A 25,410-nucleotide genomic window follows, 5' to 3' on the forward strand; every position below is an offset into this window, starting at 1 on the left:
GCGCCATGAGTTTTCTGTATCTGCTCGAACCCTGGGAATTTTCGCCCACCGTCATTGTGCTGATGGCGCTGGGCGCGGTGCTGTATCTGCGCGGCAGTCTGCGTCGGCGGCCGCCGGTGGGGCGCCAGATCAGCTTCTGGATCGGCATGGTGCTGATCTACATCGCCCTGCATACGCGCATGGATTACTACGCCGAGCGCGAGTTCTTCATCCATCGCCTGCAGCACCTGCTGCTGCATCACCTGGGGCCGTTCCTGATTGCGCTGGCCTATCCCGGGCCGACCCTGCGCGAAGGTTTGCCGCTGTCCTGGCGCTGCCGTTGGCTGAAGCCAGGCCTGGCCTGGCGGCCGCTGCGTGCGCTGTTTCGCGTGCTGTTCAATCCATGGGTGGCGTCGTTCCTGTTCGTCGGCGTGATCTACATCTGGCTGGTGCCGTCGATCCACTTCGTGGCCATGCTCGACTGGCGCCTGTACCGGGTGATGAACTGGAGCGTGACCGTCGACGGCCTGCTGTTCTGGTGGCTGGTGCTTGATCGCCGACCCAAACCGCCGGCGCGTCTGGGCGCGGGCATGCGCATCATGGTGTCGTTGCTGGTGGCGCTGCCACAGATCCTGCTGGGCGCGTTCATCGTGTTCTCACGGCACGATCTCTACCCGATCTACGACATTTGCGGACGTGCGTTTCCGTCCATCAGCAGCGCCGAGTCGCAGCGCATCGGCGGGCTGATCCTGTGGATTCCCAGCGCCATGATGAGTGTGATCGCGGCGCTGATTGCCTTGCGCAACTGGACCTCGCTGTCGGCGCGCAAGCGTCTGCCACGCCAGCGCACGCAACAACGCGCGGCCCGTCAGGCGGACCGCGCGTCGGATAGTGCCACGTAGAAACGAGCGTGCCTGCCCTGAAGAGCGGGCCGCAACGCTTAGTGCGTGTCGTCGATGGCGTTGGCCGGACGGGCCTTGAACGGCACCTTGAGCGTGGCGCCACTGGCAAAGTGCAGTGTGACCGGCACGCTCTGGCCGGGTTTCACCGGCGTCTTGGCCTGCATCATCATCAGGTGATAACCGCCCGGGGCGAAGGCCACCTGGCCATGGGCCGGCACCGTGATGGCCTTCACGGCCGCCATCCGCGAGACGCCGCCTTCGGTGGTGCTCTTGTGCAGCATGATGTGGCCATAGGCGGGGCTGTCGGCGCCGACCAGCTGCACCGCCTGCTCACCATGGTTGTGCACGGTCGCGTAGCCGCCACCGGGCAGGGCGCCGGGCAGCACGCGAATCCAGGCGTGGCTGACGCTCACGTTCGAGTGGGCCTGCGGCGCGGCGGCAACGGCCGACGCGGTCACGGCCAGTGTGCTTGCCAGGACGAGTGAAAGAAGCGTTTTCATGAGCCGTTCTTTTCCATCTGGATGAGCAGGTGAAGGTCGTGGACCATGTCGCCGGTGCTGCTGGTGGGGGTGGCCAGCAAACGCGCGTGGCCCTGGGCGTCGAAGATATAGATGGCCGAGCTGTGGTTGACGTCGTAGCCACCGTGATCCTTTTCCTTGCCGCGATCAAAGGCGGCTCGGTAACGCTTGGCCAGCGCGCGGATGGCATCGCGCGAGCCGGTCAGGCCCACCGCGTGCTTGTCGAAGGCGGTGACGTACTGGTGCAGCACCTTGGGGGTATCGCGCGCCGGGTCCACGCTGACAAACAGAAACTGCGTGTCATCGGCCAGCTTGCCCAGGCGCTGCATCAGCACGTGCATGCGCGTCATGGTCAGCGGGCACACGTCCGGGCAATGCGTGTAGCCGAAGTACAGCAGGGTGATCTTGCCCTTGTAGTCAGCCGCGGTGACGGCCTTGCCGTCATCGTTGGTGAGCTGGAACTTCAGGTCCGGCATGTGGCCCTGAATGTCGGTCAGACGCCACTTGGGTTTGGGCGCCTGGCTGCAGGCCGCCAGCAGCAGCGTCAGCACCAGCAGCAACGGGCCGAGGGTGAGAAAAGGACGGAGCAGGGGATGAGGGCTGTGCTTGATATTCATCAGGTGGCAGGATACGCCAGTTGCCCCCGATGCGATGCGCGAGGAGTGATTGTGCGACAACATGTCCCGGCCTGGCAGGCCGTCTGGCTCGCCGCATTGGGCGCCAGCGCGGTGATCTGTGGCGCCTTCGGTGCGCATGCACTGGCGCACAGTCTGGATGCGCGGCAAATGCAGGTGTGGCACACCAGCGTCGACTACCACTTCTGGCATGCGCTGGCCTTTGCTCTGGCTGTGGTGGCGGCGCCCGTGGGGCGCGCGCGAAGCGTCTGCCTGGTGGCCTTTGCCTTCGGCGTGCTGGCCTTCAGCGGCAGCCTGTATGCGCTGGCGCTGGGCGCACCGCGTTGGGTCGGCATCATCACGCCTTTTGGCGGCACCGCGTTCATCGTCGGCTGGATCGCGTTCGGCGTGGCGATGTGGCCACGGCGCGATCGCTAAGGCAGCTCAGCCCCGCCCGGCACGCGTCACGCAGCTGTCATCGGCTCGGCGCAGCATGGCCGTATGTACCGTTCGAGTGCATTTGCGATGTCAACCCGTTCCCCTGCCCTGGCTCACCGTGGTCATCCGCGCCTGTGGGCAGGTGCGCTGAGTGTGCTCGCCCTGCTGGTCATCGCGGTGATTGCGCGTGGTCCGGGCCCGATCCAACCGGCGCCGCCATCCACCGTGCATGTGGGAGATGTGCTGCACTGGCGGGCGCCGCAGGGTGCTGAGCGTCTTCTGGTGGCCGCGCCCGGCGGTGATGCGCTGACCGTCTACGACGCCGCCAGCGGCGCGCCGCTGCGCCGTCTGGGGTCGGCAGGCCGGCTGCATTTTGCCGGGATCGCGGCGCTGGCCCGCGCCGGATCGTTCGTGTTCGTCGCCGAACGCCAGAATCATCGTGTGCAGGTGCTGTCGTGGCCGGCGCTCAAGCCGGTAGCCAAGGTGAATCTGGGGCCGCGGGCCTGGCCCACCGACCTTCGTGTGCGCCAGGCCGGGGCCGGGCGCTATCGCATGGAGGTGCAGGTGCAGCGTCTGGACGGAGCGGGCACGCGCCGCCTGCATGTGGATTGGCAGCGCCAGGCGCTGGCGGCGCGCTGAGTTTCGTCGCCGTGTCTCAGCCGGGCCGGAAGTAGATGCCTTCGACCTGGCCGGCGCCATTGCAGACCACACTCACGGCAATCGGCTCGCGGGCGAAGGCCACGGTGGTGGTGACCATTGGTTCGCGGTGTTCGGTGCTGAGCTTGGCCTGGCCAACGTCACGGTAACCGCCGGCGGTTTTTTCCACGCCCTGCCAGTTCTGCGTCAGCTTCTGCACGCTGACGGCCTTGGCCAGTTTCGGGCTGAAGGTCTGATGGGCCAGGTCGAAACGACCGTGCGCCATGTGCTCGATCAGTGCCTGCGAGCGGCCCAGGCAAGCCTGTCCGGCGCGGTCGTCGGAGCCATGGTCGGGCATCGGCGCGGCAGGCATGGCCTGCAGGGCAAGGGCGGCAATCAGTGAGGGCAGCATGCGTTGGGTTCTCCGGCAAAAGGCTTAGTCGACAGGATCATCGGGCAGCGCATCGGTCCGGGTCGGGGTCAGCCGGCCCTGGGCTCGCAGCGCGTCGCGCAGCACATATTCGATCTGCGCATTGAGGCTGCGCAACTCGTCTTCGGACCAGCGTTGCATGGCCTCCAGCACGGTGGCGCTGATACGCAGCGGATAGGCTTTTTTCGAAGATGCCATGTCACTCCGTGGCGGCGCCGTATGCGCGGCGCCGCCGGTCGATGGTTGTTGAGACTGCAAAGGCGCTCACAGGTTCGCCGGCCTCAGTTGTACAAGGTGCCGGCATTGACGATGGGCTGGGTGGCGCGATCGCCGCACAGCACCACCAGCAGGTTGGATACCATCGCCGCCTTGCGCTCTTCGTCCAGCTCGACCACGCCTTCGGCACGCAGCTGCGCAAGCGCCATGCCGACCATGCCGACGGCGCCCTGCACGATGCGCTCGCGAGCGGCCACGATGGCGCTGGCCTGCTGGCGCTGCAGCATGGCCTGGGCGATTTCCTGGGCGTAGGCCAGGTGGCTGATGCGCGCCTCGATCACCTGCACGCCGGCCTGGGCCAGGCGCTCCTGGATTTCGCGCGCCAGGTGGTCGTTGATGGCGTTGCCGTGGCTGCGCAGCGAGGGTGAGCCCTCGGCGCCGTCGTAGGCGTAGCTTTGCGCCATCTGACGCAGTGCCGACTCGCTCTGGATGTGCACGAAGTTTTCGTAGTCATCGACGCAGAACACCGCCTCGGCGGTATCGACCACCTTCCAAACCACCACGGCGGCAATCTCGATCGGGTTGCCGTCGTTGTCGTTGACCTTGAGCTTGCCGCTTTCGAAATTGCGCACGCGCAGCGACACCGGCCGTCGGCTGTAGAACGGATTGGTCCAGCGCAGGCCGGTGTCACGCACCGTGCCGGCGTAGCGGCCGAAGAACTGCATCACCTGGCCCTGGTTGGGCTGCACCTGGAAAAAGCCCTTGCCGCAGAAAAGCCACAGCACGAATGCCGGCACCAGCGCTATCAGCATGCCCGGTGACGGCTCCGGGCGCAGCGCGCCGACAATGCCCAGCGCAATCGCCACCAGCGCCAGCAGGTACACCAGCAAGGCCGGCATGCCGGCCACCGAAAACCCCTTGTGCTCGTTCATGACGAGTCTCCCACCCGTTGGATGGACGAATTAGATATCAAATTGATATCAATTGGCAAGCGGTTACGGAGGCCCTCCGGGCGATACCGCTGGCGCGGGCGGTGCTACCGGAGGTGGTCCGGTGTCGAGCAGCTCCGAGGCGGGGGTGGCTCGTTCGATACGCAACGAGCCGAGTACATCCATGGCCGCGAAGTAGTGCCAGGGGTCGCCGTTGCCCACGGTCATGGCCAGGTGTGTCGAGTCGAATTGGCCCTGGATGGCGTCGTAACTGCGCCACGCCCCATCGATCCAGGCCAGTACCCAGGCATGGGGTACGAAGACATGGCTACGTCCGGCATAGCGATCGACGTACACCAGTCCGGTGACAATACGCGCCGGAATACCCAGCGCTCGCGCCAGCGCGGCCAGCAGCACGGCGTGTTCGGTGCAGTCGCCCTGACGGCTGTGCACCGTTTCCAGTGCCGAGGCATAACCGACGTCCAGTCCACGGCGACGGATGTAGTGATGCACGAATTCCTTCAGCCTGATCATGCGGCGGCGATCACCCATGGCTTGACCTGCCGCTTCGTGGGCCAGCGCGCGCACCGCCGGCGCATTGGATTGCAGCCAAGGTGTGGGCGCGGTGTCGAGGACGTCGGGGGCAGCCACTTCGCCTGGCCGAACGATGCCGACATCCATCTGCCACAGGTGGCCGCGCAGGTGGGTCAGTTGCTGCTCGTCGGTCTGGATCAGCGGCATTTGCTCGGTGTCAGTCATGCGCAACAGATAGCGCACCGGTTGCGCGCGGATCGCGGCCACCATGGGCCTTGGCGCATCAACCATGCTGTGCGCCAGCAGGTCGATCGGCTGGTCGGGGGACAGGGCGCAGGCCTGGTCACAGGCCAGCATTTCCAGAGTGAAGCCAAACATCGGCAGGCTGGCCTTGAGAATGGTGAACTGCCGATTCACCCAAAGTTGCATGACCTGATCGTGGGTGGCGCCATGAACGGTTTGGGAAAGGTGCACCAGCTGGCGTGGCCCCGTTGGCAACACCACGCTTTCAGGACCGATCACGCGCATGTCGGCCCAGGTCGCCTGGCGTGTCGATGGGTTGAACACCTGCATCCGGTAGTGCGTGCCCGGAGCGATACCATGGCGCTTCATCGTCAGGCGCTGGCCCTCATTGAGCAGGGCGCCCTCCGGCCATATCAGCCAGTAATGGTTGTGCTCGCCACCCACACTGGTCTGCACCCGGAAACTGCCATTGGCAGTGCGCCTTCCGGAACTTGTTTCATCCTGTGCCGAGAGTCGTGTGCGGGCCTCAAACGCCAGCGGCTGACCGTCGAGGGTTTCTTCCGCGCGTTGATGGTGCGCGATGGGTACTTCGCGTTGCGTACGATTGAGCCGGAACAGCATGTCGGTGGTGGTGACCACGTGCTGGCCTTGCACCAGGCGCTGCACGTGCATATGGCCCACCTTGCGTCCGTCCAGGGTCAGACTCATCCATGTGTCCTGTGCGTGAGCCACCCCGACCGCGCCCAGCACGACAAGCATCAGCACCACCACGCAACCACGCATGTGCCTCTCCACGGCTTGTGTCCGTTTCCGACATACGCTGTGGTAAACGGCCGGTCAAGCTGCAGCGCACAGCGGATGGGCTGGTCTTGGCCTAGAATGGACGCCGGTTCCTCTTACGTGAAATGCGCATGACACACCTTGGCACGCCGCTTACCGATTCGGGTTTTCGGGTACTGCTGCTGGGCTCGGGCGAGCTGGGCAAGGAAGTGGCCATCGAGCTGCAACGACTGGCCGTGGAAGTGATTGCGGTCGACCGCTACGCGCATGCGCCGGCCATGCAGGTAGCCCATCGCAGCCACGTCATCGACATGCTCGATGGCGCCGCGCTGCGCCGCGTGATCGAAGAGGAAAAGCCGCATCTGGTGGTGCCCGAAATCGAGGCCATCCATACACCGACACTGCTGGAGCTGGAGGCCGAAGGCGTCACCGTGGTGCCCACCGCCCGCGCCACGCGTTTGACCATGGACCGCGAAGGTATCCGCCGCCTGGCGGCCGAGGAACTGGGTCTGCCGACTTCACCGTACCGCTTCTGCGATACGCGCGAGCAATACGAGCAGGCCATCGGTGCGCTGGGGCTGCCGTGTGTGGTCAAGCCGGTGATGAGTTCCTCTGGCAAGGGTCAGAGCGTGGTGCGCTCGGCTGACGATGTAGGGCCATCCTGGGATTATGCACAGTCCGGTGGCCGCGCCGGGCAGGGCAGAGTGATCGTCGAAGGGTTCGTCGATTTCGATTACGAAATTACCTTGCTCACGGTGCGCCATCGCGATGGCACCGCCTTCTGCGCACCGATCGGGCATCGCCAGGAGGATGGTGACTACCGTGAATCCTGGCAGCCGCAGCCGATGAGCGAGGCGGCGCTGGCCGAGGCGCAACGCATCGGCCAGGCCATCACGCAGGCATTGGGCGGTCATGGCCTGTTCGGCGTGGAGTGCTTCGTCAAGGGCGACACGGTGATCTTCTCCGAGGTGAGCCCGCGCCCGCACGACACCGGCCTGGTCACGCTGATCTCGCAGGATCTGTCCGAATTCGCGCTGCATGTGCGCGCCATCCTCGGCTTGCCGATTCCGGCCATTGTCCAGCACGGCCCGGCCGCGTCCTGCGCGGTGCTGATGGAGGGCGAGGGCCGCGCGCCACGCTATGCGGGCATGGCCGAGGCACTGGCCGAAGCCGGCACCGATCTTCGTATTTTCGGCAAGCCGGCGGTGTCCGGGCGTCGGCGCATGGCGGTGACGCTGGCGCGCGATGCCAGTGTCGAGCAGGCGCGGGACAAGACCGTGCGCGCGGCATCGCATTTGCGCATCACGTTCTGACCGAACTCCGCTCACCTTTCTTTCCCAGGATCTGCCGATGTCGCTGTCGCTGCTCAGCCGCTATGCCTTTTTTGTTTTGTGTCTGGCCGTCACGGCGCTTGGTATTGCCTTGATCGGACATTGGAGCGACGCCTGGGTGCTGGTGGTGATCGCCGGCGTGCTCAGCCTGATCGGTCTTTGGGATCTGGCCCAGCCGCGGCACGCCGTGCGCCGCAACTACCCGGTGCTGGGCCATGCGCGTTATCTGTTCGAGGCCATTCGCCCGGAGATTCGCCAGTACCTGCTGGAAGGCGATGACGAGGCTCTGCCGTTCTCGCGCGAACAGCGCTCGCTGGTGTATCGGCGTGCCAAGAACGTGTCTTCGGAAAAACCCTTCGGCACCACGCAGAACGTGTATCGCAACGGCTTCGAGTTCATTGCCCACTCGGTGCGTCCGGCCAGTGGCGTCGATCCGGAATCGTTTCGCGTGCGCATTGGTGGCCCCGATTGCACGCAGCCCTATGACGCCTCGGTGCTCAATATCTCGGCGATGAGCTTTGGTGCGCTCAGTGCCAACGCCATCCGCGCGCTCAATCGGGGCGCCAGCCTGGGCGGCTTCGCGCACGATACCGGTGAGGGCAGCATCAGCCCGTATCACCGCGAGCATGGTGGCGATCTGGTCTGGCAGGTGGCCAGCGGATACTTTGGCTGTCGCACCGACGATGGCCGCTTCGACGCCGAGCGTTTCGCCGCACAGGCGCGCGATCCTCAGGTGAAGATGATCGAGCTCAAGCTCAGCCAGGGCGCCAAACCGGGCCATGGCGGCATTCTGCCGGCGCGCAAGGTGACGGCGGAAATTTCGGCGACGCGAGGCATCCCGATGGGCCGCGATTGCGTGTCGCCGGCGGCGCATTCGGCGTTCGAGACGCCGATCGAAATGATGCAGTTCATCGCCCGTCTGCGCGAGCTGTCCGGTGGCAAACCGGTCGGCTTCAAACTGTGCATCGGCCAGCCGTGGGAATTCATGGCCATGGCCAAGGCCATGCTGGAGACCGGCATCACGCCGGACTTCATCGTGGTCGATGGCAAGGAAGGCGGTACTGGCGCGGCGCCTTTGGAGTTTTCCGATCACATTGGCGTGCCGCTGCGCGAGGGATTGTTGTTCGTGCACAACACGCTGGTCGGGCTGAACCTGCGCGAGAAAATCCGCATCGGTGCCAGCGGCAAAATCATCAGCGCGTTCGATATCGCTGCGGTGCTGGCACTGGGCGCGGACTGGGCCAACGCTGCGCGCGGCTTCATGTTTGCCGTGGGCTGCATTCAGTCGCAAAGCTGCCATACCAATCGCTGTCCGACCGGTGTAGCCACGCAGGACCCGCTGCGCCAGCGGGCGCTGGTGGTGCCGGACAAGGCGCAGCGCGTGTACAACTTCCATCGCCACACACTGCACGAGCTGGCCGAGATATTGGCCGCCGCTGGCCTGCGTCATCCCGAGCAGCTGGAAGCCCGGCATCTGGTGCGCCGCGTCAGCGACACCGAGGTGCGCATGTTCGCGCAGCTGCATTACATGATGAAGCCGGGCGAGCTGCTCGACGGCGTCACTCCCAGCGCGTTCTATGCCGGCGTCTGGAAGGCAGCGCAGGCAGGCAGTTTCACGCCGGTGGACGTGGACTAGCAAGCGGCCGCATGTCGGTGTGGGCGCCGCATGCCGGTCAAGCGCCCCGGGAGCCGCCATTTGCCGCCGGCCGGCCTCATCGCTCGCTCGCCGTCATGCCAGCGCAAGCTGACATGCAGTGACTTGTCGATGTGCTGCTACGTCGCCGGGTAAGTCAAAGGCGCTGGATCCCGGCTTTCGCCGGCATGACGTATCAGCGCGGCGGGGCCAGTTCGCGCCAGCCACCGCGGACCAGAATTTCCAGTGGGTGAAAGCGGCGCTTGTAGTCCATCTTCGGGTGCGACTCGATCCAGAAGCCCAGATACACGTGCGGCAACTTCATCTGCGCGGCCAGTTCCAGTTGCTTGAGGATGGCGAAGGTGCCCAGGCTGCGCGCGCCCAGGCCGGGCTCGAAGAACGTATAGACGGCCGAGGGCCCGCGCTCGGTGACGTCGGTGACGGCGACGCCGACCAGCTCGCGGCCCTGGCGAATTTCCAGGAATACCGTCGGGCTCCACGGCGCGGTCAGGAAGCGCTGGAAATCTTCAGGGTCCGCATCGTCCATGCCGCCGTTGCGATGACGCGAGTGCAGGTAGCGCGTGTACAGCGCGTAGCGTTCCTCGTTGTAGCCGGGCGCGGTCTCGACCACGGCCAGGTCTTCGTTGCGCGCCAGGCAGCGGCGTTGGCTGCGGCTGGGTGTGAACCGATCGACGGGGATGCGGCACGGCACGCAGGCGCGACAGCCTTCGCAGCGCGGGTGGTAAAGATGCCCGCCGGCGCGTCGAAAGCCGCTCTCCAGCGCCTGTGGATACAGCCGGTCCAGGTTCGGCGCGGCCGGATCAATGACCAGATTCTGCGCCGTGCGACCGGCGTAATAGCCGCACGAGTGGGGCAGGGTCTGAAACAGGCGGACGCGGTCGGAACGCATGGCTCCATTCTAGAAGCCTTGGGCGGCAATCGGTAGCGCGGCGCCGGTCACACCTTCGCTGCTATCTGTCCGCCAGTTCAGCTGAATGTATGCACGGGGCGTAGTCGGGCGCCTCATCACAAGCAGCCAGCGGCTTGCCGGTGCGTTCTGCGATGACTGAGGCGTGCGCTGCAGCGCACACCTCAGTGCATCATGCCGCCGCTGGCGAAGGGCGGCTTGGCGAACCAAATCACCACCATGATCAGGATGAAGATCACCCCGTACATCCAGAAGATGTCGTTCAGCGCCAGCGTGGCCGCTTGTTGGTCAATCAGGTGCTCCATGGCGGCGTAGGCGGTTTTGCCGTCGGCGCCCATCTGGTGCAGCGTTTGCAGATACCGCTGCGTGGCCGGGGCCGAGGGTTCGGTGTGTTCGGCCAGCACCGCATGGTGAAAGGTGGTGCGATGCTCGAACAGCGTGGTGCTGACGGCGGTGGCCACCGAGCTTGCCAGCGTGCGAAAGAAGTTGGCCAGGCCGGATGCCGAGGCGATCTCATCATCAGGCAGGCCCGACAGGATGATCTGGTTGATCGGAACGAAGAACAGCGCGATGCCCGCGCCCATGAACAGACGTGGCTCGGCCACATCGGCAAAGGTCATGTTCAGGGCCGATCCAGCCATCCAGAACGAGGCGATGGCGAAGATGGCAAAGCCGATGGTGTTGAGAATGCGCAGGTCGAAGCGATCCTGCACCGAGCCGATGATGGGCGACATCACAATGGCCAGGATGCCGATGGGTGCAATGGCAAAGCCGGCCCAGGTCGCAGTGTAACCCATGGTCTGCTGCAGCCAGGTCGGCAGCACCACGGTGCCGCCGAAGAAGGCGAACATGCCCAGCGACAGGCAAATGGTACCAACCAGGAAGTTGCGCTTGCCCAGCAGCTTGAGCTCCACCACCGGGTGTTTGTGGAACAGCTCCCAGGCGACCAGGAAGGTAATGCAGACAGTGGCGACAATCGCCAGCGTGGTGATCATCGGCGAGGAGAACCAGTCCTTGTCGTTGCCGTTGTCGAGCATGAACTGCAGCGAGCCCACACCCACCGCCAGCAACCCCAGGCCAATGGCGTCGATCGGCATTTTCTTGGTGTGCGACTCGCGCTTTCGCAGCAGTGCCAGGGTCACGCCCAGAGCGAACAGGCCCACCGGGATATTGATAAAGAAGATCCACGGCCACTCGTAGTTGTCGGTGATCCAGCCACCCAGGATGGGTCCGAACACCGGTGCTACTACCACTGTCATCGCCCACAGTGCCAGCGCGATGGTGCGCTTTTGCGGCGGGTAGCTGTTCATCAGCAGCGTCTGCGAAAGCGGCACCATGGGGCCGGACACCGCGCCCTGACACAGGCGGAACACGATCAGCATGTCCATGCTGCGCGACAGCCCGCACATCAGCGAAAAAAGCACGAACAGCGAAATGGACACCGAGAACGTGTGCACTTCACCAAAGCGCTTGGAGATCCACCCGGTCAGCGGCTGCATCACTGCGCTGGCCATGGCGTAGGCACTGATCGCCATGGTGCCTTCCGAATAGCTCACGCCCAGGTTGCCGGCGATGGTGCGCACCGACACGTTGACGATGGAAAGGTCCAGCACCTCCATGAAGGTGGCCAGCGCCACGCCGGCAGTAAGAACCGCCAGCGCCACGCCCCGGATGGGCTGTCCCTTCAGCTCCTGGTTGAACAGCGACATGACCGGTCCTTACGACGAGGTGCCGGCATGGGCGTTGGCGGCGATGACCGCATCGGCGGCCTTCTGCGCATCACGCATTTCGCGGTTGTATACAGCGGTGGTCATCAGCGGCGTGCGACGCGGTGCCGAGGCCAGCACCTGGCCGTCGCGATCATGTGTGTTGATGTTGATGTAGGCCGAAAGCCCCACGCGTAGCGGGTGCTTGTCCAGCTCCTTGGGCTCCAGCGAGATGCGCACGGGCAGACGCTGCACCACCTTGATCCAGTTGCCCGAGGCATTTTCCGGCGGCAGCAGCGAGAACGCGCTGCCGGTACCGGCGGCCAGGCCCACCACCTTGCCGTGGAAAGTGACGTCGTCGTAGGCGTCGGTGGTGATGGTGACCGGCTGTCCAATGCGCACGCCGGCGATGTCGGTTTCCTTGAGGTTGGCATCGATCCAGAGGTTGTGCAGCGGCACCACCACCATCAGTGCCTGGCCGGCCTGGATGTGCTGGCCCGGCTGCACGTGGCGCTGAGCGACGTAGCCGTCCACCGGCGAGATGATGGCGTTGTGGCGCGCATCGACCCAGGCGTGAATGAAGTTGGCGCGCGCCTGCTGCACGGCGGGGAAGTCGCTGATGGTGGTGCCGTCGACCGAGGCGTGCGCGGCCTTGGCCTGCTCGCGGGCTTGGTCATAGGCGGCCTTGGCTTGCTGCATCTGGCGCCGGGCCGAGTCGACGTGTTCCTTCGAGGCGGCATTGGCTTTGAGCAGCGGCAGGCGGCGGCGGTACTCGGCGCGGGCGCGCTCATAGGCCGCCTGACGTTGGGCGATGGCGGCATCGGCTTCGGCAGCCTGGGCCTGCATCTGGCGAGCCTGGCGCACGGCCTGGGCCAGCTTGCCGCGGGCGTTCATCAGCGAGACCTGGGTATCGACCGGGTCCAGCTTCACCAGCGCCTGGCCGGCGTGCACTAGATCGGTGTTTTCGGCATTGACCTGCACCACGGTGCCGTTGACGCGCGAGGAGATCTGCACCTGATCACCCTGGATGTAGGCATCGTCGGTGGTCGCCTCGTATTGCAGCACCAACTGGTCGTACAGCAGCCAGCCAATGCCGGCCAGTACGAACACGCAGGCGATGACGATCAGCACAATGTTGCGTTTGCGCTTGCGGCGACGTTCGTCCTCCTTTGACTCCTTGTCGTCATCGTCCTTGCCGTTGCCATCCTGACCGCCCGATTTGTCGTCGGCGGAGGCGCCCTGGTCTTCGTCCGGCGCCTGCTCGCCATCGCGTGCCTGGCTGTTCCCGTGCGGGGAGGCATCGCCATGTTCATCACCTGACGCCGCTGGAGATGCCGCCTGCGCTTGGGCCGCCTCAGGGTCCGGCTGCTCGGGCGAGCCGGGATGGGCGTACTGGTACATGTATTTGAACTTGTACTTGTACGGGTGCGGCTGATCGGCGCCGAGAGTCGGTTCGTCGCTACGGGTCATCGGGAAGCTTCCTGGTTCTGGGCATGCGCCGGACGGTTTCCGGGCAGGGAACGGGGGGCGGTATAACCACCGCCGAGCTCGTGGATCAGGGCCAGCTGTGTCGACAGCCGCTGGGCGCGAAGCTGCAGCATCTGGTCACGCTGACTATCCAGCTTCATGCCGGCCGAGAGTGCCTGGCGCGGATCATCCACGCCGCGCTCGACCCGCAGCTGGGCGCGCTTGTACGAGCGCGCCGCCGCAGCCTCCTGATCGCGCTGCTGCGCCGACACATCGACCAGCTGGCGCATGGTCAGCACCTGGCGGGCAACCTTGCCGGCCGCTTCGGCCACGGTCTGGTTGTACTTGGCTATGGCCTGGTTGAGCTTGGCGCGGCTGGCATTGTAGGCCGCGTCCAGGCGCCCACCTTCAAAGATCGGCAGACTGACGGCCGGGCCGAAGCTGCCAAGGGTGAGGCCGACATGGTCGCCCGAGCCCAGCTTCGGGTACATGCGCAGGTAGGCTCCCAGCCCGGTCAGGCTGACATCCGGGTAGTAGGCTGCATGCGCCTCGTCCACGCCGCGCGCGGCCGCTTCCACCTGCCAGCGGGCGGCAACGATGTCCGGGCGGCGTGCGAGCAGGCCGATGCGCGCATCGCTGGGCAGGTGTGCGTCCGGGTGCGGTAGCGGCATCGGCTTTAGCTTGCCCAGGTCAGCGCTGGAGATGCCGATCAGCGCGGCCAGCTGCGCGCGGCGGATGCGGGCCATGCCGTCGAGCTGAGCCTGCTGCTGGCGTGCCTGGGCCCGTTGTGAACGGGCCTGGTCGAGCTGGTCGGGATCATCGACACCGGCACCGACGCGCAGCTGCTCGATCTTCACGTAGCGCTGCGCGCGCGCCAAGGTGTGCCTGGCTACCTGCAGCCGGGCCTGCACGGCCTGCCAGGCGAAGTAAGCGTTGGCCACGTTGTATTGCAGCGAGGCTGCCGCCATGGCGCGGCTGGCCTCGGCGGCGTGCGCCGAATCGATGGCGCTGTCCAGCGCGGCCTGCGTGCGGCCCCAAAGATCCAGATCCCAGGTGAACATGGCGCCGACCACGCCGACGTTGCTCTGCGTGGAACTGTCGGGAAGGTTGATCAGACTTTGGCTCTGCCCCTGGCCCTGCGCAGAACCGCTATTGACGTCAATGTCGGGATTGGCATAACTGTGACTGGCCTGGAGGCGGCCACGTACTTCCGGACTCAGCTTGGCGCGCTGCCGGGCGATGGCAGCGCGGGCCTGGCGGTAGCGTGTCTTGGCCAGCGTCATGCTGGGCGATTCGCGCATCGCCCGCTGCATCAGCGCATCCAGTTGCGCGTCACCGAACTGTTGCCACCACCGGGCGTCCGGCCAGCCCGGCTGGCTGGCGCCGATGCCGGCCAGGGGCGCGCTGTCGCGCAGGTGCACATCGGGTGGGCGCGTTGGCGGTGCGCATGCGGCCAGCGCAAGGCTTGCCCCCAGTGCCAGCGCGGGCACGGCCAGGCGTCGCGCAAGACCGCGCGCGGGTGCGCCCGGAAGATTGGGCTTACTCGACATAGGGTGTTCCCGTTAAGGACGGACGGCGGCCACCACGACCGCCATATACAAAACTGTAGCGTTTACTACTAATTCGTACAATATAGTCTCCATTGTGCCTATCCTGAATGAAGCAGACGTGTCCGCGACCCCGCAGAAATACGAACGTGAACCGATCATTTCACGAGGCCAGAAGCGACGCGCACGGTTGCTGGAGGTGGCCTCGCGCCGCTTCATGAGCGATGGCTATGACGCCACTTCCATCAACGCCATCGTCGAGGAGGCGGGAGGGTCGCTGACCACGGCCTATCGATTGTTCGGCAACAAGGAAGGGCTGTTGCGCGCGGTGATCGACGAGACTTCCGAGCGTCTGCACGCCGATACGTTTTCTGCCGACATGCTGTCGCGAGCGCCAGACCAGGCCTTGCCGGAGCTTTCCATGCGCATCATGGCGACCGCGGTATCGCCGCCCCTGGTGGCGCTGCGGCGACTGATAATCGCCGAGGTCGGCAAGATGCCCGGCATGTCCGAGGTGATCATGGGTTTGTTGCGTCGGCGCCTGTTCGAGCCGGTGGAACGCTACCTGGCCGAGTGGGATCGCCGTGGTGTGCTGCGCGTGCCGGATGTGGAGTCGGCGGCGCGCCAGTTCGTCAGTCTGGCCAAGGGGCGCTTTGAGGAAGAGTGCCTGATTGGCGCCGGCTGCGTGACCGATGCCCGCCGGGCGCAGGCCACGCGCGAGAACGTGGCGCTGTTCCTGGCCTTTTATCGTCGCTGAGAGCCGGTTCACTTCACGCTCAACATGGCCCCGCCTACCATGGGCGGGTGTCTGGGGAGTGAAGGGAAGCCATCCAATGAGTCGAGCCCGTTTGCGCTTGTGCGCCCTACCGCTGGCGCTGAGTGCGTTCGCCTGTGCCCCGGCTTTTGCCGGCCATGTACTGTCCGTGCCGCTGGATCAGCACACGCAAATCGGATTCAAGGGGCTGCTGCAATACGATAGCCTGGATATCAGTCACGACCGTCGTGCCGATGGCAGTACCACTTTCAGTGACATCAACGACTGGCGGCGCAAAGATCTGTATCTGTACGTAACCGATGACCGTGGCTGGTCGTTTGCCGCCGGTTACAACGATGCCAGCAAGAGCTGGCTGGATGTGAAGCTGTCGCTGAAGACCCGCGCCGGTGCGTTCACCGTCGGTCAGATGAAGACCCTGGTCGGCTGGGAGGATGGCAATACCTCGGCCAGCGCCACCACGTTCACCGAGCGTGGTCTGCCCGAGCAGGCCGTGTACGAAGGACGCCGTGCCGGCGTGCAGTGGAGCAATACGGCCGCGCAGGGCGCCTGGCTGTGGCAACTGGCCTGGTACGGCCACGCCGACCTCAATCATTCGGCCCAGGGCAACACCGAGGCCGCCCGGTTGGTGTATGCGCCGTGGCGCAGCAAGGGTCATGTGCTGCATCTGGGCGTTTCCGCCTCGCGTGAGCAGCGCGACCGGGGTTCGGCACGGGTGCGGGCGCGTCCAGAAGTGCCGTTGACGCCGGTGCGCCTGGTCGATACCGGCAGCCTGCAGGGCGTCGATCACATCGATCGCAGCGGCGCCGAGGCCGGCTGGGAGTCCGGACCGCTGCTGCTGCAGGGCGAGTACCTGGGTATTCGCGCCGCGCGCCAGGGCGCGCCCGATGCGCGCGGTCACGGCGGCTACGTCAGTGCCAGTTGGGTGCTGACCGGCGAGGTGCGCCCGTATGCCAAATCGGGCTTCGGCAACATCAAGCCAGCGGCGCCCACGGGCGCCTTGGAGCTGGCCGTGCGCTACTCCAGGCTGGACCTGGATCACGCCGACGTGCTGGGCGGCAGCGAGCACGACTGGACCTTTGGCGTGAACTGGTACCTGCCTTTCGGCTTCAAGCTGCAGGCCAATTACGTGCGCGCCTTCAGCGATCGGCGTGGGCAGGCGCTATCGCCGCATCTGCTCGATCTGCGTGCGCAACTGGCGTTCTAGTTGATCAGGACACTAGCGGCATGCCGCCGTGGGCAGACATGGCTCGCCACGGCAGCAGTTCTCGGTGAGGTAGCCGATCAGCGCCTGCATGGCCTGGGTGGCGGCGGCATAAATCACCTGGCGGCCGCGTTGCTGGCGCGTCACCAGACCGGCGTGGCTAAGCTCTTTCAGATGAAACGACAACGTCGCCGCCGGCACCCCGAGCTTTTCGCCGATGTCGCCGGCGGGCAGGCCATCGGGGGCGTGCTGGATCAACAGTCGATACACGGTCAGCCGATGGCCTTGCGCCAGTGCGCCGAGCATTTGCACAGCCTGGTCCTGGTTGTTAAGCGTCATGGCTTGGCTCCATGGCGGAGGGCGCCGACCTCGTACCAGCGCCGGCTGCGGTTGACCAGTGCCACCACCGACAGCATCACCGGCACTTCCACCAGTACGCCGACCACCGTGGCCAGCGCCGCGCCCGAGTGCACGCCGAACACACTCACCGCCGTGGCCACGGCCAGCTCGAAGAAATTGCTGGCACCGATCAGTGCCGAGGGCGCGGCGATGCAATGTGCCACGCCAAAGCGCCGGTTGAGCCAATAGGCCAGTCCGGCGTTGAAATACACTTGGATAAGAATCGGCACCGCCAACAGCGCGATCACCAGCGGTTGGGCCAGGATCTGCTGCCCCTGAAAACCAAACAGCAGCACCAGCGTGGCCAGCAGCGCGCACAGGGAAACCGGCCCGAGGCGGGTCAGCAGCGCCTCCAGCGCCGCCTGTCCACCACGCGCCAGCGTGTGCCGGCGCCACAGTGCGGCCACGATCACCGGCACCAGGATGTACAGCAGCACCGAGAGCATCAACGTGGCCCAGGGCACCGTGATCGAAGACAGGCCCAGCAGCGCGGCGACGATGGGCGCGAAGGCCAGCACCATGATGGCGTCGTTGAGCGCCACCTGGCTCAAGGTGAAAGGGGCATCGCCGCCACTCAGGCGGCTCCACACAAACACCATCGCCGTGCACGGCGCCGCGGCCAGGATGATCAGGCCGGCGATATAGGCGTCTATTTGATCGGCAGGCAGCCACGATTTGAACAGATAGCGCAGGAACAGCGCGCCCAGCAACGCCATGGAAAAGGGCTTCACTGCCCAGTTGACGAACACCGTGACGCCGATGCCGCGCCAGTGCTGGCGCACCTGGCCCAGCGCGGCGAAGTCGATCTTCAGCAGCATCGGCACGATCATCAGCCAGATCAGCACCGCCACCGGCAGGTTGACGTGCGCCACTTGCATGGCGCCAAGGCGGGCGAAGGTGTGCGGCAGCGCCTGGCCGAGCAGGGTGCCTCCGGCCATGCACAGCAATACCCAGATGCTCAGAAAGCGTTCGAAGAAAGCCATGCGGGGCGCCTTTTCCGGCGTGGCGTGGGTGGGCGTGCTCATGCGGATGTCTCCGGCGTCAGATGGCCGATTGCGGCCAGCGCGTCGTGGCTGGGGTGTGGATGCATTTCCAGCAGTTTGAGCAGCGCTGCGGTGCGTTGCTCGATACAGGCCAGCGCTTGCTCGAAAGCGGCTCGCTGGGCGGCCGGATCGGTGACTGCCGCCGGGTCGGGCAGCCCCCAGTGCACGCGGATGAAATCGCCAAACAGCACCGGGCAGGCTTCGCTGGCGGCGCGATCACACACGGTGACCACCAAGTCCAGCGGCGGGCCGCCGGCGTCGGTGTAGCGCTGCCACGACTTGCTGTGCAGGTCGGCGGTGTCGATGCCGTGATCGCGCAGCACTTCAAGCGCCATCGGGTGCACCCGTCCGCCGGGCTGGCTGCCGGCGCTGAAGGCGGCCACGCGCGCGCCACCGCGATGGCGCAAAACCGCTTCACTAAGAATGCTGCGCGCCGAGTTGGCGGTGCAGATAAACAGCACGCGATAGGGCGTCATGGCGTGGCTTCTCGTTTATTTTGATATTTCCATGATAATCGAAATGAAGACAAAAGAAAGCCCGTGAGCGCGCTTCGACCATGGTCGCGCAGATCGCGCGAAGACCTTGATCTACGCTGCCCGAAAGCATGCTGGGAGAGGGAAAGAGCGATGCAGTACGAGGATCTGTACCGGCGCTCCGTCGAGATGCCGGAAGCGTTCTGGGCCGAGCAGGCCGCGGCCATCGACTGGCGCCGTGCGCCCGATGCCATCCTCGATCAAAGTGCACCGCCGTTTCGCCGCTGGTTCTGCGGCGGCCTGACCAACCTCTGCTACAACGCCATCGACCGCCACCTGGTCGATCGCGGCGATCAACTGGCGCTGGTGGCGGTATCGACCGAAACCGGCGTGACCCGCGAGCTGAGCTATCGCCAGCTGCACCGCGAGGTGCAGACCTTTGCCGCCGTGCTGCACGAGTTGGGCGTGCGCCGCGGCGAGCGTGTGGTGATCTACATGCCCAACATGGCCGAAGCGGCCATCGCCATGCTGGCGTGCGCGCGCATCGGCGCCATTCACTCAGTGGTCTTTGGCGGTTTTGCCTCGCACAACCTGGCGCTGCGCATTGACGATGCCAAGCCGGCGCTGCTGATCTGCGCCGATGCCGGCATGCGCGGCGGCAAGGTGATTGCCTACAAGCCGCTGGTCGATGCCGCCTGCGAGGAAGCGGTGCATCCGCCGCGTCATGTGCTGGTGGTCAGCCGTGGACTGGACCGCGAGCTGGTCATGCAGGCCGGGCGCGATGTCGACTACGCCGGTGCCGCCGCCCGCCACGCCAACAGCGAGGTGCCGGTGGCGTGGCTGGAGTCGAACGAACCCAGCTACGTGCTTTATACCTCCGGCACCACCGGCAAGCCCAAGGGCGTGCAGCGCGATGTGGGCGGTCACGCCGTGGCGCTGGCTCTTTCCATGCGCATGGTGTTCGATGTCGGCCCGGGGCAAGTGATGTTCTCCACCTCCGATGTCGGCTGGGCGGTGGGGCACTCGTACAACGTGTACGGGCCGTTGCTGGTCGGCGCCACCTCGCTGCTATATGAAGGTTTGCCGATTCGTCCCGATCCGGGCATCTGGTGGCAGCTGTGCGAGCGTTATCGCGTGCGCACCATGTTTTCCTCGCCCACTGCGATCCGCGTGCTGAAAAAGCAGGACGAGACCTGGCTTGGGAAATACGACCTCTCGGCTTTCAAATGGCTGTTCCTGGCCGGCGAGCCGCTGGACGAGCCGACCGCGCACTGGATCACCGACGGACTCAAGCGTCCGGTGATCGACAACTACTGGCAGACCGAAACCGGCTGGCCGGTGCTGACCTTGCTGCCTGGGCTGGACATGAAGCCGGTGAAATTGGGCTCGCCCGGCCTGCCCAACCTGGGCTACAAGCTGCGCCTGGTGAACGAGGTGACTGGGGCCGATTGCGCGGCCAACGAGAAAGGCGTGCTGACCATCCAGCCGCCGTTGCCGCCGGGCTGCCTGAGCACCGTATGGGGCGATGACCAGCGCTATGTGCAAAGCTATTTCAGCCACTTCAAGGAGCTGCTCTACAGCTCGCTGGACTGGGCCATTCGCGATGAGGATGGCTACTACTACATCCTTGGTCGCACCGACGATGTCATCAATGTGGCCGGGCACCGCCTGGGTACGCGCGAGATCGAAGAGGTGGTCGCCGGCTGCGGCGAGGTGGCCGAGGTCGCGGTGATTGGTGTGGCCGACGAGATCAAGGGTCAGGTGCCCATTGTGTTCGCCACGCTCAAGGCGGCCAGCTGCGATGCCGGTGAGCGTCAGCGTGCGGCCAGCGCCATGCAGGCGCGGGTGGTCGAGCAACTGGGGCCGATCGCACAGCCGGCGCGCACCTACATCGTCGATGCGCTGCCCAAGACGCGTTCGGGCAAGCTGCTGCGCCGCTCGCTGTCGGCGTTGGCGCAGAAGGCCGACCCGGGCGATCTTTCCACGCTGGATGATCCGTCCGCGCTGGAAGCGGTGCGCAAGGCGCTGGCGCGCGGACCCGATCTTCGTCACGGTTAGAGTTCTGGTTCCGCGCAGTGCGCTTCCGGCTACCATCCGTGCTGACGTTCTAGTGGTCGGTGGCGGCCTGCGGGTTGGGGCCGACATAGCGCGCGCGTGGGCGAATGCGGTCGCCCTGCACCTGCTGCTCAATGGCATGCGCCAGCCAGCCGGTAACGCGGCTGGCGGCGAACAGGCTAAGGCCCATTTCCGGCGCCTGGCCGTAAAGCGCCATCAGTGCGGCCAGCCCAAAGTCGATGCTGGGCTTGTGTCCGGTGATCGCTTCGACGGCATCGAGCAGTGCCCAGACCGGTGCTCCGTCATGGGGTGTGGCGCCATGGCGCAGGCGTTCGACCAGCATGGCGCCGCGTGGATCGCCTGCCGGGTACAGCGGGTGGCCAAATCCCGGTAACGGTTCGCCACGCTGCCAGCGCGCCAGCACCATGGCATGCACATCATGGCTGGCTTGTGCGGCGCGTATCAGCGCTCCGGCGCGGGCCGTGGCACCACCGTGCAGTGGCCCGGAAAGCGCCGAAAGTCCGGCGGCCACGGCCGCGTGCAGACTGGCACCCGTGGAGGCGACCACGCGCGCGGTAAAGGAAGACGCATTCAACTCGTGATCCGCGCACAGCACCAGCGCCACGCGCAGGTGCTCGGCCAGTGTTTGGTCACCGGCACGCCAGGCATCGGCCAATTGCTGGTGAATGGGCTCGGCCGAGGGCGTGCGCCCCAGCAGCAGAGCGCAGGTCTGGCGGGTCAGCGTGGCCGCGGCAGCTTGCCGAGGGCCGGGCGCCGGACTCAAGTGCCGGCTGGAACCGGCTTCCAGCAAGGGCATCGCCGCCTGCGTGCGCGCCAAAGGCGAGCGACCGGGCGCATCGAGCAGGGCACGCACCACACTGGGCCACTGGCCGGGTGGCTCGGCGGCGAAGGGCGAATCGCCCGAGGCATCCCACAGCAGACAGGCTACCTGCTCCAGACCGGCGCCGCTGTCGGCCAGCTGCAAGGCCGACTGGCCACGATAGTGCGGACCATCCGGCCCAATCGCGCTGATGCGCGTCTCAAGCACCGGCAAGCCCCAGCTCAGACTTTGCGCGGCGCCCTGCGAGGGGCCGCTGCCGGCGCGGCGCTTGCGCAACAGGCGCTCGATGTCCTCGGCGCGATATTCGCGGCGTCGATGATCGGTGCCAGGGCGTGACTGCACCAGGCCGCGTGAGACATAGGCATACAGCGTGGCGTTGCTGACCCCCAGTCGGCGTGCCGCTTCAGTGGCGGATAGGTAAGCGCTCATGGATTCATATTGATTGATGCAATCAAGATTGATCAACATTATTCGTTGGCGCGATAGTAAATATGGCAATTCGCCGCCATCACAGTGGGTATGCTTTCCATGTCTACGGTTTCCGATGCGCTTGTTGAGGCCTTTACGCGCCAGATCGAGTGGTGCGAGCGGCTGGGTTCACCGTTTACCGCCCGCGTACTGCGGCAGGTCGTGGTGTCGCTGCAGGCTCCTGCCTCACCGATGGCGTCGGTGGCCGAGCTTCCCAGCGCCGGTGGTTACGACGCGCTGCCATTGCGCGTTGCCGCGGCGCTGCACGGCCTGGTGCTTTCCGGGCGAGCCCCCGCGCTGGCCGAGGTCTATCCCGGCGGCGCCGAAGCCTGGTGCGATGATGAATCGCTGCGCTTTCGCATCGAGTCGGCCTGGCGCAATCATGTGAGCTACGCTGCCGGTTATCTGGCCAGCGTGCCGCAGACCAACGAGGTGGGGCGCTCGGCGGCGTTCGTCGGTGGTTTTCTGCATCTGGCCCGTCGCTACCGCATGCCGTTGCGGCTGCTGGAGCTGGGCGCCAGTGCCGGACTCAACCTGATGTTTGACCACTATCGCTATTCCATGGGCGATGCGCACTGGGGGCCGGTCGGCAGCCGCGTGCACATGCGTCCGCGCTGGGAGGGCGAGCTGCCGGATGTGGGTGCACCCTTGCGCGTGGCCCAGCGCGCCGGCTGCGACCTGTTCCCGGTGGATGTGTCCGAGGCCGAAGCGCGGCTGCGCCTGCGCGCCTACATCTGGGCCGATCAGCGCCCCCGCCTGCGCCGCCTGGAGCTGGCGCTGGATGAGGTCGGTGACAAGTTGCCGTTGCTGCAAGGTGCCGATGCCGCGCTGTGGCTGGAGTCGCAACTGGCCACTGCGGTGCCCGGCCAGCTCACCGTGGTGTTCCACTCGCTGGTCTGGGACTACCTGCCCGAGGCCACGCGCGAACGTATCCAGGCGGCCATGACACAGGCCGGCAGCCGCGCCGATGCCCGCGCGCCGCTGGCCTGGATGCGTCTTGAGCCGGGTGATGACATGGCGCGTCCGCAGCTGACCCTGACCACCTGGCCCGGCGGCGAAACGCGCCTGCTGGCCGAAACCGACGCCCACGGCGGCCGCATTGAATGGCGTGCACAGCCGCTTGTCGAAACTTCTTCTACCATCGAACATTTGGAGGACGCCCCATGAGCAAACGTCCGTCCGCCGGCGCGCGCTTTCGCGCGGCGCTGGCCGAGGAATCTCCGCTGCAGATCGTTGGCGCGATCAACGCCTACGCCGGCATTCTGGCCGCGAGCCAGGGCTTCAAGGCGCTGTACGTGTCCGGCGGGGGCGTGGCCGCGTCCAGCCGGGGCATTCCCGATCTTGGCATCACCACCATGGAAGATGTCGCCATCGACGTCGAGCGCCTGGCCAGCGTGGTCGAGCAGCCGGTGCTGGTGGACATCGATACTGGCTGGGGCAGTGCCTTCAACATAGCCCGTACCATCCGCACCATGGAGCGTGCCGGCGCCGGCGCTGTGCATATCGAGGACCAGGTCGCGGCCAAGCGCTGCGGGCATCGTCCCGGCAAGGCGCTGGTGTCGGCGCAGGAAATGGCCGATCGCATCAAGGCCGCGGCAGATGCGCGCCAGGACGATGATTTCGTCATCATGGCGCGCACCGATGCGATTGCCGTCGACGGCCTGGAAGCGGCCATCGAGCGCGCCAAGCTGTGCGTGGAGGCCGGCGCCGACATGATCTTCGCCGAGGCCGTGACCGAGCTGCCCATGTACCGCCAGTTCAAGGATGCCGTGGGCGTGCCGGTGCTCGCCAACATCACCGAGTTCGGCAAGACCCCGCTGTGGAGCGTCGAGGAACTGGGCGAAGTGGGCGTGGACATGGTGCTGTACCCGCTGTCCGCTTTCCGCGCCATGGCGCGCGCCGCCCTCAATGTGTACGGCGCCATTCGTCAGGATGGCCATCAGCGCAACGTCACCCAGATCATGCAGACCCGCACCGAGCTTTACGACACGCTCGGTTACTGGGACTACGAACAGAAGCTGGACCAGTTGTTCGGCGACACCAAGTGATACCGGCCGCGGCGGCCGGGCGCCAAGCGCCGCCGTCGTGGTCATCGATTCAACGCCAGCGCCGATCCGCCCCTTCGGACCTGCGCGCCAACGGAGAAAAGCAACCATGAGCGATACCGAGACCCAGCCGCGCCCCAAGGGCAAGAAGTCCGTCGCGCTGTCCGGCGTGGCCGCCGGCAACACCGCCATCTGCACGGTCGGCCGCAGCGGCAACGACCTGCACTACCGCGGCTATGACATCCACGATCTGGCGACCAAGGCCAGCTTCGAGGAAGTGGCGCACCTGCTGGTGCACGGCGTGCTGCCGACCTGGAGCGAGCTCAACGCCTACCGCGCCAAGCTCAAGCGCATGCGCGGCCTGCCGGCGCCGGTGAAAAGCGCGCTGGAACTGCTGCCTGCCGCCACCCATCCGATGGACGTGCTGCGTACCGGCTGCTCGGTGATCGGCACCGTGTTGCCGGAGAAGGACGACCACAACGTCACCGGTGCGCGCGACATTGCCGACCGCATGATGGCCTGCTTCGGCTCGGTACTGCTGTACTGGTACCACTACAGCCACAACGGCAAGCGCATCGAGACCGAAACCGATGACGACACCATTGCCGGCCACTTCCTGCACCTGCTGCACGGCTGCACGCCGTCCGAGCTGCACGCCAATGCGCTGGACAAGTCGCTGGTGCTGTACGCCGAGCACGAGTTCAACGCCTCCACCTTTACCGCGCGCGTGATCGCCGGCACCGGCGCCGACATGTACTCGGCGCTGACCGGCGCCATCGGTGCGCTGCGCGGACCCAAGCATGGCGGTGCCAACGAGGTGGCGATGGACATCATCAGCCGCTATCGCAGCGCCGACGAGGCCGAGGCCGACATCCGCCAGCGCGTGGCCAACAAGGAAATCGTCATCGGCTTCGGCCATCCGGTGTACACCATCGGCGATCCGCGCAACCCGATCATCAAGGAGATCAGCCGCAAGCTGTGCCACGAGGGCGGCAACGATCCGCTGTTCGAGGTCTCCGAGCGCATCGAGAACGTGATGATGGAACTGAAGAACATGTTCCCGAATCTGGACTGGTTCTCGGCCAGTGCTTATCACATGATGGGCGTGCCGACGGCGATGTTCACGCCGCTGTTCGTGATTGCGCGTACCTCCGGCTGGAGTGCGCACATCATGGAGCAGCGCGTGGATGGCAAGATCATTCGTCCGGGCGCCAACTACACCGGCCCGGAAGATCGCGCCTTCACGCCGATCGAGAAACGCTGACCTGAGGCGGGCCGT

At 65.8% G+C, this 25,410-nt stretch carries 25 protein-coding genes; 11 read left to right on the plus strand and 14 right to left on the minus strand.

What is annotated here, in order from left to right:
* Positions 1-5 precede the first annotated feature (5 nt).
* Positions 6-881 (plus strand): cytochrome c oxidase assembly protein, encoded by an 876-nt coding sequence (locus HBF24_RS13480; protein WP_167173776.1) that lies wholly within the window; start codon positions 6-8, stop codon positions 879-881.
* A 38-nt stretch (positions 882-919) separates the two neighbouring features.
* Here the strand turns inward: HBF24_RS13480 and HBF24_RS13485 are convergent, their stop codons facing one another.
* Positions 920-1,381 (minus strand): copper chaperone PCu(A)C, encoded by a 462-nt coding sequence (locus HBF24_RS13485; RefSeq protein WP_167173778.1) that lies wholly within the window; start codon positions 1,379-1,381, stop codon positions 920-922.
* A complete protein-coding gene (locus HBF24_RS13490; RefSeq protein ID WP_167173780.1) occupies positions 1,378-2,016 on the minus strand; it encodes an SCO family protein in 639 nt (212 codons plus the stop codon). The genes HBF24_RS13485 and HBF24_RS13490 overlap by 4 nt, the downstream gene beginning before the upstream one ends.
* 51 nt (positions 2,017-2,067) lie before the next feature.
* On the opposite strand from HBF24_RS13490, the gene HBF24_RS17370 reads away from it, so the two are divergent.
* Positions 2,068-2,451 carry a DUF423 domain-containing protein gene (locus HBF24_RS17370; RefSeq protein WP_343162768.1) on the plus strand — a complete coding sequence of 128 codons (384 nt, stop codon included), beginning with the start codon at positions 2,068-2,070 and terminating at the stop codon, positions 2,449-2,451.
* An 87-nt stretch (positions 2,452-2,538) separates the two neighbouring features.
* Entirely contained in the window at positions 2,539-3,090 is a 552-nt protein-coding gene (locus HBF24_RS13500; RefSeq protein ID WP_167173784.1) for a hypothetical protein, read from the plus strand.
* Between the two features lie 16 nt (positions 3,091-3,106).
* On the opposite strand, the gene HBF24_RS13505 is transcribed toward HBF24_RS13500, so the two are convergent.
* From HBF24_RS13505 to HBF24_RS13520, 4 genes are all read right to left on the minus strand, one after another.
* Positions 3,107-3,499: a DUF3887 domain-containing protein gene (locus HBF24_RS13505; RefSeq protein WP_167173786.1), complete on the minus strand. Its 393-nt coding sequence runs from the start codon at positions 3,497-3,499 to the stop codon at positions 3,107-3,109.
* Between the two features lie 24 nt (positions 3,500-3,523).
* Positions 3,524-3,715, minus strand: a complete 192-nt coding sequence (locus HBF24_RS13510; RefSeq protein ID WP_167173787.1) for an Arc family DNA binding domain-containing protein — start codon at positions 3,713-3,715, stop codon at positions 3,524-3,526.
* Positions 3,716-3,798: 83 nt separating this feature from the next.
* The gene (locus HBF24_RS13515) at positions 3,799-4,665 is read right to left on the minus strand and encodes an SPFH domain-containing protein (RefSeq protein WP_167173789.1); all 867 of its coding nucleotides are present in this window, start codon (positions 4,663-4,665) and stop codon (positions 3,799-3,801) included.
* A 63-nt stretch (positions 4,666-4,728) separates the two neighbouring features.
* A complete protein-coding gene (locus HBF24_RS13520; RefSeq protein WP_167173791.1) occupies positions 4,729-6,222 on the minus strand; it encodes a transglutaminase-like domain-containing protein in 1,494 nt (497 codons plus the stop codon).
* Between the two features lie 128 nt (positions 6,223-6,350).
* Here HBF24_RS13520 and purT point away from each other — a divergent pair, with 128 nt between their 5' ends.
* Both purT and HBF24_RS13530 read left to right on the plus strand, forming a co-directional pair.
* Positions 6,351-7,532, plus strand: coding sequence for a formate-dependent phosphoribosylglycinamide formyltransferase (purT, locus tag HBF24_RS13525; protein WP_167173793.1), 1,182 nt, complete (start codon positions 6,351-6,353; stop codon positions 7,530-7,532).
* A gap of 37 nt (positions 7,533-7,569) precedes the next feature.
* Positions 7,570-9,186, plus strand: a complete 1,617-nt coding sequence (locus tag HBF24_RS13530) for an FMN-binding glutamate synthase family protein (RefSeq protein WP_167173795.1) — start codon at positions 7,570-7,572, stop codon at positions 9,184-9,186.
* A 193-nt stretch (positions 9,187-9,379) separates the two neighbouring features.
* Here HBF24_RS13530 and HBF24_RS13535 read toward each other — a convergent pair whose 3' ends face one another.
* The 4 genes from HBF24_RS13535 to HBF24_RS13550 form a co-directional block, all read right to left on the minus strand.
* Entirely contained in the window at positions 9,380-10,093 is a 714-nt protein-coding gene (locus HBF24_RS13535) for an arginyltransferase (RefSeq protein ID WP_167173797.1), read from the minus strand.
* 182 nt (positions 10,094-10,275) lie between these two features.
* Complete coding sequence (locus tag HBF24_RS13540) at positions 10,276-11,820, minus strand: DHA2 family efflux MFS transporter permease subunit (protein WP_167173799.1); 1,545 nt, start codon at positions 11,818-11,820, stop codon at positions 10,276-10,278.
* A 9-nt stretch (positions 11,821-11,829) separates the two neighbouring features.
* On the minus strand, positions 11,830-13,287 hold the full coding sequence (locus HBF24_RS13545; RefSeq protein WP_167173801.1) for an HlyD family efflux transporter periplasmic adaptor subunit: 1,458 nt from the start codon (positions 13,285-13,287) through the stop codon (positions 11,830-11,832).
* The gene (locus HBF24_RS13550; RefSeq protein WP_167173803.1) at positions 13,284-14,834 is read right to left on the minus strand and encodes an efflux transporter outer membrane subunit; all 1,551 of its coding nucleotides are present in this window, start codon (positions 14,832-14,834) and stop codon (positions 13,284-13,286) included. Before HBF24_RS13550 ends, HBF24_RS13545 begins: the two co-directional genes overlap by 4 nt.
* Before the next feature lie 118 nt (positions 14,835-14,952).
* Between HBF24_RS13550 and HBF24_RS13555 the strand changes: the two genes are divergently transcribed.
* Positions 14,953-15,588, plus strand: a complete 636-nt coding sequence (locus HBF24_RS13555; RefSeq protein ID WP_167173805.1) for a TetR/AcrR family transcriptional regulator — start codon at positions 14,953-14,955, stop codon at positions 15,586-15,588.
* 76 nt (positions 15,589-15,664) lie between these two features.
* On the plus strand, positions 15,665-16,810 hold the full coding sequence (locus HBF24_RS13560; protein ID WP_167173807.1) for a porin: 1,146 nt from the start codon (positions 15,665-15,667) through the stop codon (positions 16,808-16,810).
* Between the two features lie 12 nt (positions 16,811-16,822).
* Here the strand turns inward: HBF24_RS13560 and HBF24_RS13565 are convergent, their stop codons facing one another.
* The 3 genes from HBF24_RS13565 to HBF24_RS13575 are packed head-to-tail and all read right to left on the minus strand — an operon-like array spanning position 16,823 to position 18,725.
* Complete coding sequence (locus HBF24_RS13565) at positions 16,823-17,146, minus strand: metalloregulator ArsR/SmtB family transcription factor (RefSeq protein WP_167173809.1); 324 nt, start codon at positions 17,144-17,146, stop codon at positions 16,823-16,825.
* Positions 17,143-18,189 (minus strand): ACR3 family arsenite efflux transporter, encoded by a 1,047-nt coding sequence (gene arsB, locus HBF24_RS13570; RefSeq protein ID WP_167174162.1) that lies wholly within the window; start codon positions 18,187-18,189, stop codon positions 17,143-17,145. The genes HBF24_RS13565 and arsB overlap by 4 nt, the downstream gene beginning before the upstream one ends.
* Before the next feature lie 38 nt (positions 18,190-18,227).
* Complete coding sequence (locus tag HBF24_RS13575) at positions 18,228-18,725, minus strand: arsenate reductase ArsC (protein WP_167173811.1); 498 nt, start codon at positions 18,723-18,725, stop codon at positions 18,228-18,230.
* A 150-nt stretch (positions 18,726-18,875) separates the two neighbouring features.
* Between HBF24_RS13575 and prpE the strand changes: the two genes are divergently transcribed.
* On the plus strand, positions 18,876-20,780 hold the full coding sequence (gene prpE, locus HBF24_RS13580) for a propionate--CoA ligase (RefSeq protein WP_167173813.1): 1,905 nt from the start codon (positions 18,876-18,878) through the stop codon (positions 20,778-20,780).
* A 49-nt stretch (positions 20,781-20,829) separates the two neighbouring features.
* On the opposite strand, the gene HBF24_RS13585 is transcribed toward prpE, so the two are convergent.
* On the minus strand, positions 20,830-22,047 hold the full coding sequence (locus HBF24_RS13585) for a citrate synthase family protein (RefSeq protein WP_240922577.1): 1,218 nt from the start codon (positions 22,045-22,047) through the stop codon (positions 20,830-20,832).
* Positions 22,048-22,146: 99 nt separating this feature from the next.
* Here HBF24_RS13585 and HBF24_RS13590 point away from each other — a divergent pair, with 99 nt between their 5' ends.
* The 3 genes from HBF24_RS13590 (at position 22,147) to prpC (ending at position 25,395) form a co-directional block, all read left to right on the plus strand.
* Positions 22,147-23,253, plus strand: coding sequence for a DUF2332 domain-containing protein (locus tag HBF24_RS13590; protein ID WP_167173817.1), 1,107 nt, complete (start codon positions 22,147-22,149; stop codon positions 23,251-23,253).
* Positions 23,250-24,134, plus strand: coding sequence for a methylisocitrate lyase (prpB, locus tag HBF24_RS13595; RefSeq protein WP_167173819.1), 885 nt, complete (start codon positions 23,250-23,252; stop codon positions 24,132-24,134). Before HBF24_RS13590 ends, prpB begins: the two co-directional genes overlap by 4 nt.
* Before the next feature lie 106 nt (positions 24,135-24,240).
* Positions 24,241-25,395 carry a 2-methylcitrate synthase gene (gene prpC / locus HBF24_RS13600; RefSeq protein ID WP_167173821.1) on the plus strand — a complete coding sequence of 385 codons (1,155 nt, stop codon included), beginning with the start codon at positions 24,241-24,243 and terminating at the stop codon, positions 25,393-25,395.
* Positions 25,396-25,410: the final 15 nt, after the last annotated feature.

It is taken from the genome of Oleiagrimonas sp. C23AA (genome assembly GCF_011759385.1).
Taxonomy (GTDB): Bacteria; Pseudomonadota; Gammaproteobacteria; order Xanthomonadales; family Rhodanobacteraceae; genus Oleiagrimonas.

Bases quoted from the DNA above. Each gene is read 5' to 3' on its own strand.
- HBF24_RS13480 (WP_167173776.1), top strand. From the start codon at position 6: ATGAGTTTTCTGTATCTGCTCGAACCCTGGGAATTTTCGCCCACCGTC.
- HBF24_RS13485 (WP_167173778.1), bottom strand. From the start codon at position 1,381: ATGAAAACGCTTCTTTCACTCGTCCTGGCAAGCACACTGGCCGTGACC.
- HBF24_RS13490 (WP_167173780.1), bottom strand. From the start codon at position 2,016: ATGAATATCAAGCACAGCCCTCATCCCCTGCTCCGTCCTTTTCTCACC.
- HBF24_RS13500 (WP_167173784.1), top strand. From the start codon at position 2,539: ATGTCAACCCGTTCCCCTGCCCTGGCTCACCGTGGTCATCCGCGCCTG.
- HBF24_RS13505 (WP_167173786.1), bottom strand. From the start codon at position 3,499: ATGCTGCCCTCACTGATTGCCGCCCTTGCCCTGCAGGCCATGCCTGCC.
- HBF24_RS13510 (WP_167173787.1), bottom strand. From the start codon at position 3,715: ATGGCATCTTCGAAAAAAGCCTATCCGCTGCGTATCAGCGCCACCGTG.
- HBF24_RS13515 (WP_167173789.1), bottom strand. From the start codon at position 4,665: ATGAACGAGCACAAGGGGTTTTCGGTGGCCGGCATGCCGGCCTTGCTG.
- HBF24_RS13520 (WP_167173791.1), bottom strand. From the start codon at position 6,222: ATGCGTGGTTGCGTGGTGGTGCTGATGCTTGTCGTGCTGGGCGCGGTC.
- purT (WP_167173793.1), top strand. From the start codon at position 6,351: ATGACACACCTTGGCACGCCGCTTACCGATTCGGGTTTTCGGGTACTG.
- HBF24_RS13530 (WP_167173795.1), top strand. From the start codon at position 7,570: ATGTCGCTGTCGCTGCTCAGCCGCTATGCCTTTTTTGTTTTGTGTCTG.
- HBF24_RS13535 (WP_167173797.1), bottom strand. From the start codon at position 10,093: ATGCGTTCCGACCGCGTCCGCCTGTTTCAGACCCTGCCCCACTCGTGC.
- HBF24_RS13540 (WP_167173799.1), bottom strand. From the start codon at position 11,820: ATGTCGCTGTTCAACCAGGAGCTGAAGGGACAGCCCATCCGGGGCGTG.
- HBF24_RS13545 (WP_167173801.1), bottom strand. From the start codon at position 13,287: ATGACCCGTAGCGACGAACCGACTCTCGGCGCCGATCAGCCGCACCCG.
- HBF24_RS13550 (WP_167173803.1), bottom strand. From the start codon at position 14,834: ATGTCGAGTAAGCCCAATCTTCCGGGCGCACCCGCGCGCGGTCTTGCG.
- HBF24_RS13560 (WP_167173807.1), top strand. From the start codon at position 15,665: ATGAGTCGAGCCCGTTTGCGCTTGTGCGCCCTACCGCTGGCGCTGAGT.
- HBF24_RS13565 (WP_167173809.1), bottom strand. From the start codon at position 17,146: ATGACGCTTAACAACCAGGACCAGGCTGTGCAAATGCTCGGCGCACTG.
- arsB (WP_167174162.1), bottom strand. From the start codon at position 18,189: ATGGCTTTCTTCGAACGCTTTCTGAGCATCTGGGTATTGCTGTGCATG.
- HBF24_RS13575 (WP_167173811.1), bottom strand. From the start codon at position 18,725: ATGACGCCCTATCGCGTGCTGTTTATCTGCACCGCCAACTCGGCGCGC.
- prpE (WP_167173813.1), top strand. From the start codon at position 18,876: ATGCAGTACGAGGATCTGTACCGGCGCTCCGTCGAGATGCCGGAAGCG.
- HBF24_RS13585 (WP_240922577.1), bottom strand. From the start codon at position 22,047: ATGAGCGCTTACCTATCCGCCACTGAAGCGGCACGCCGACTGGGGGTC.
- HBF24_RS13590 (WP_167173817.1), top strand. From the start codon at position 22,147: ATGTCTACGGTTTCCGATGCGCTTGTTGAGGCCTTTACGCGCCAGATC.
- prpB (WP_167173819.1), top strand. From the start codon at position 23,250: ATGAGCAAACGTCCGTCCGCCGGCGCGCGCTTTCGCGCGGCGCTGGCC.
- prpC (WP_167173821.1), top strand. From the start codon at position 24,241: ATGAGCGATACCGAGACCCAGCCGCGCCCCAAGGGCAAGAAGTCCGTC.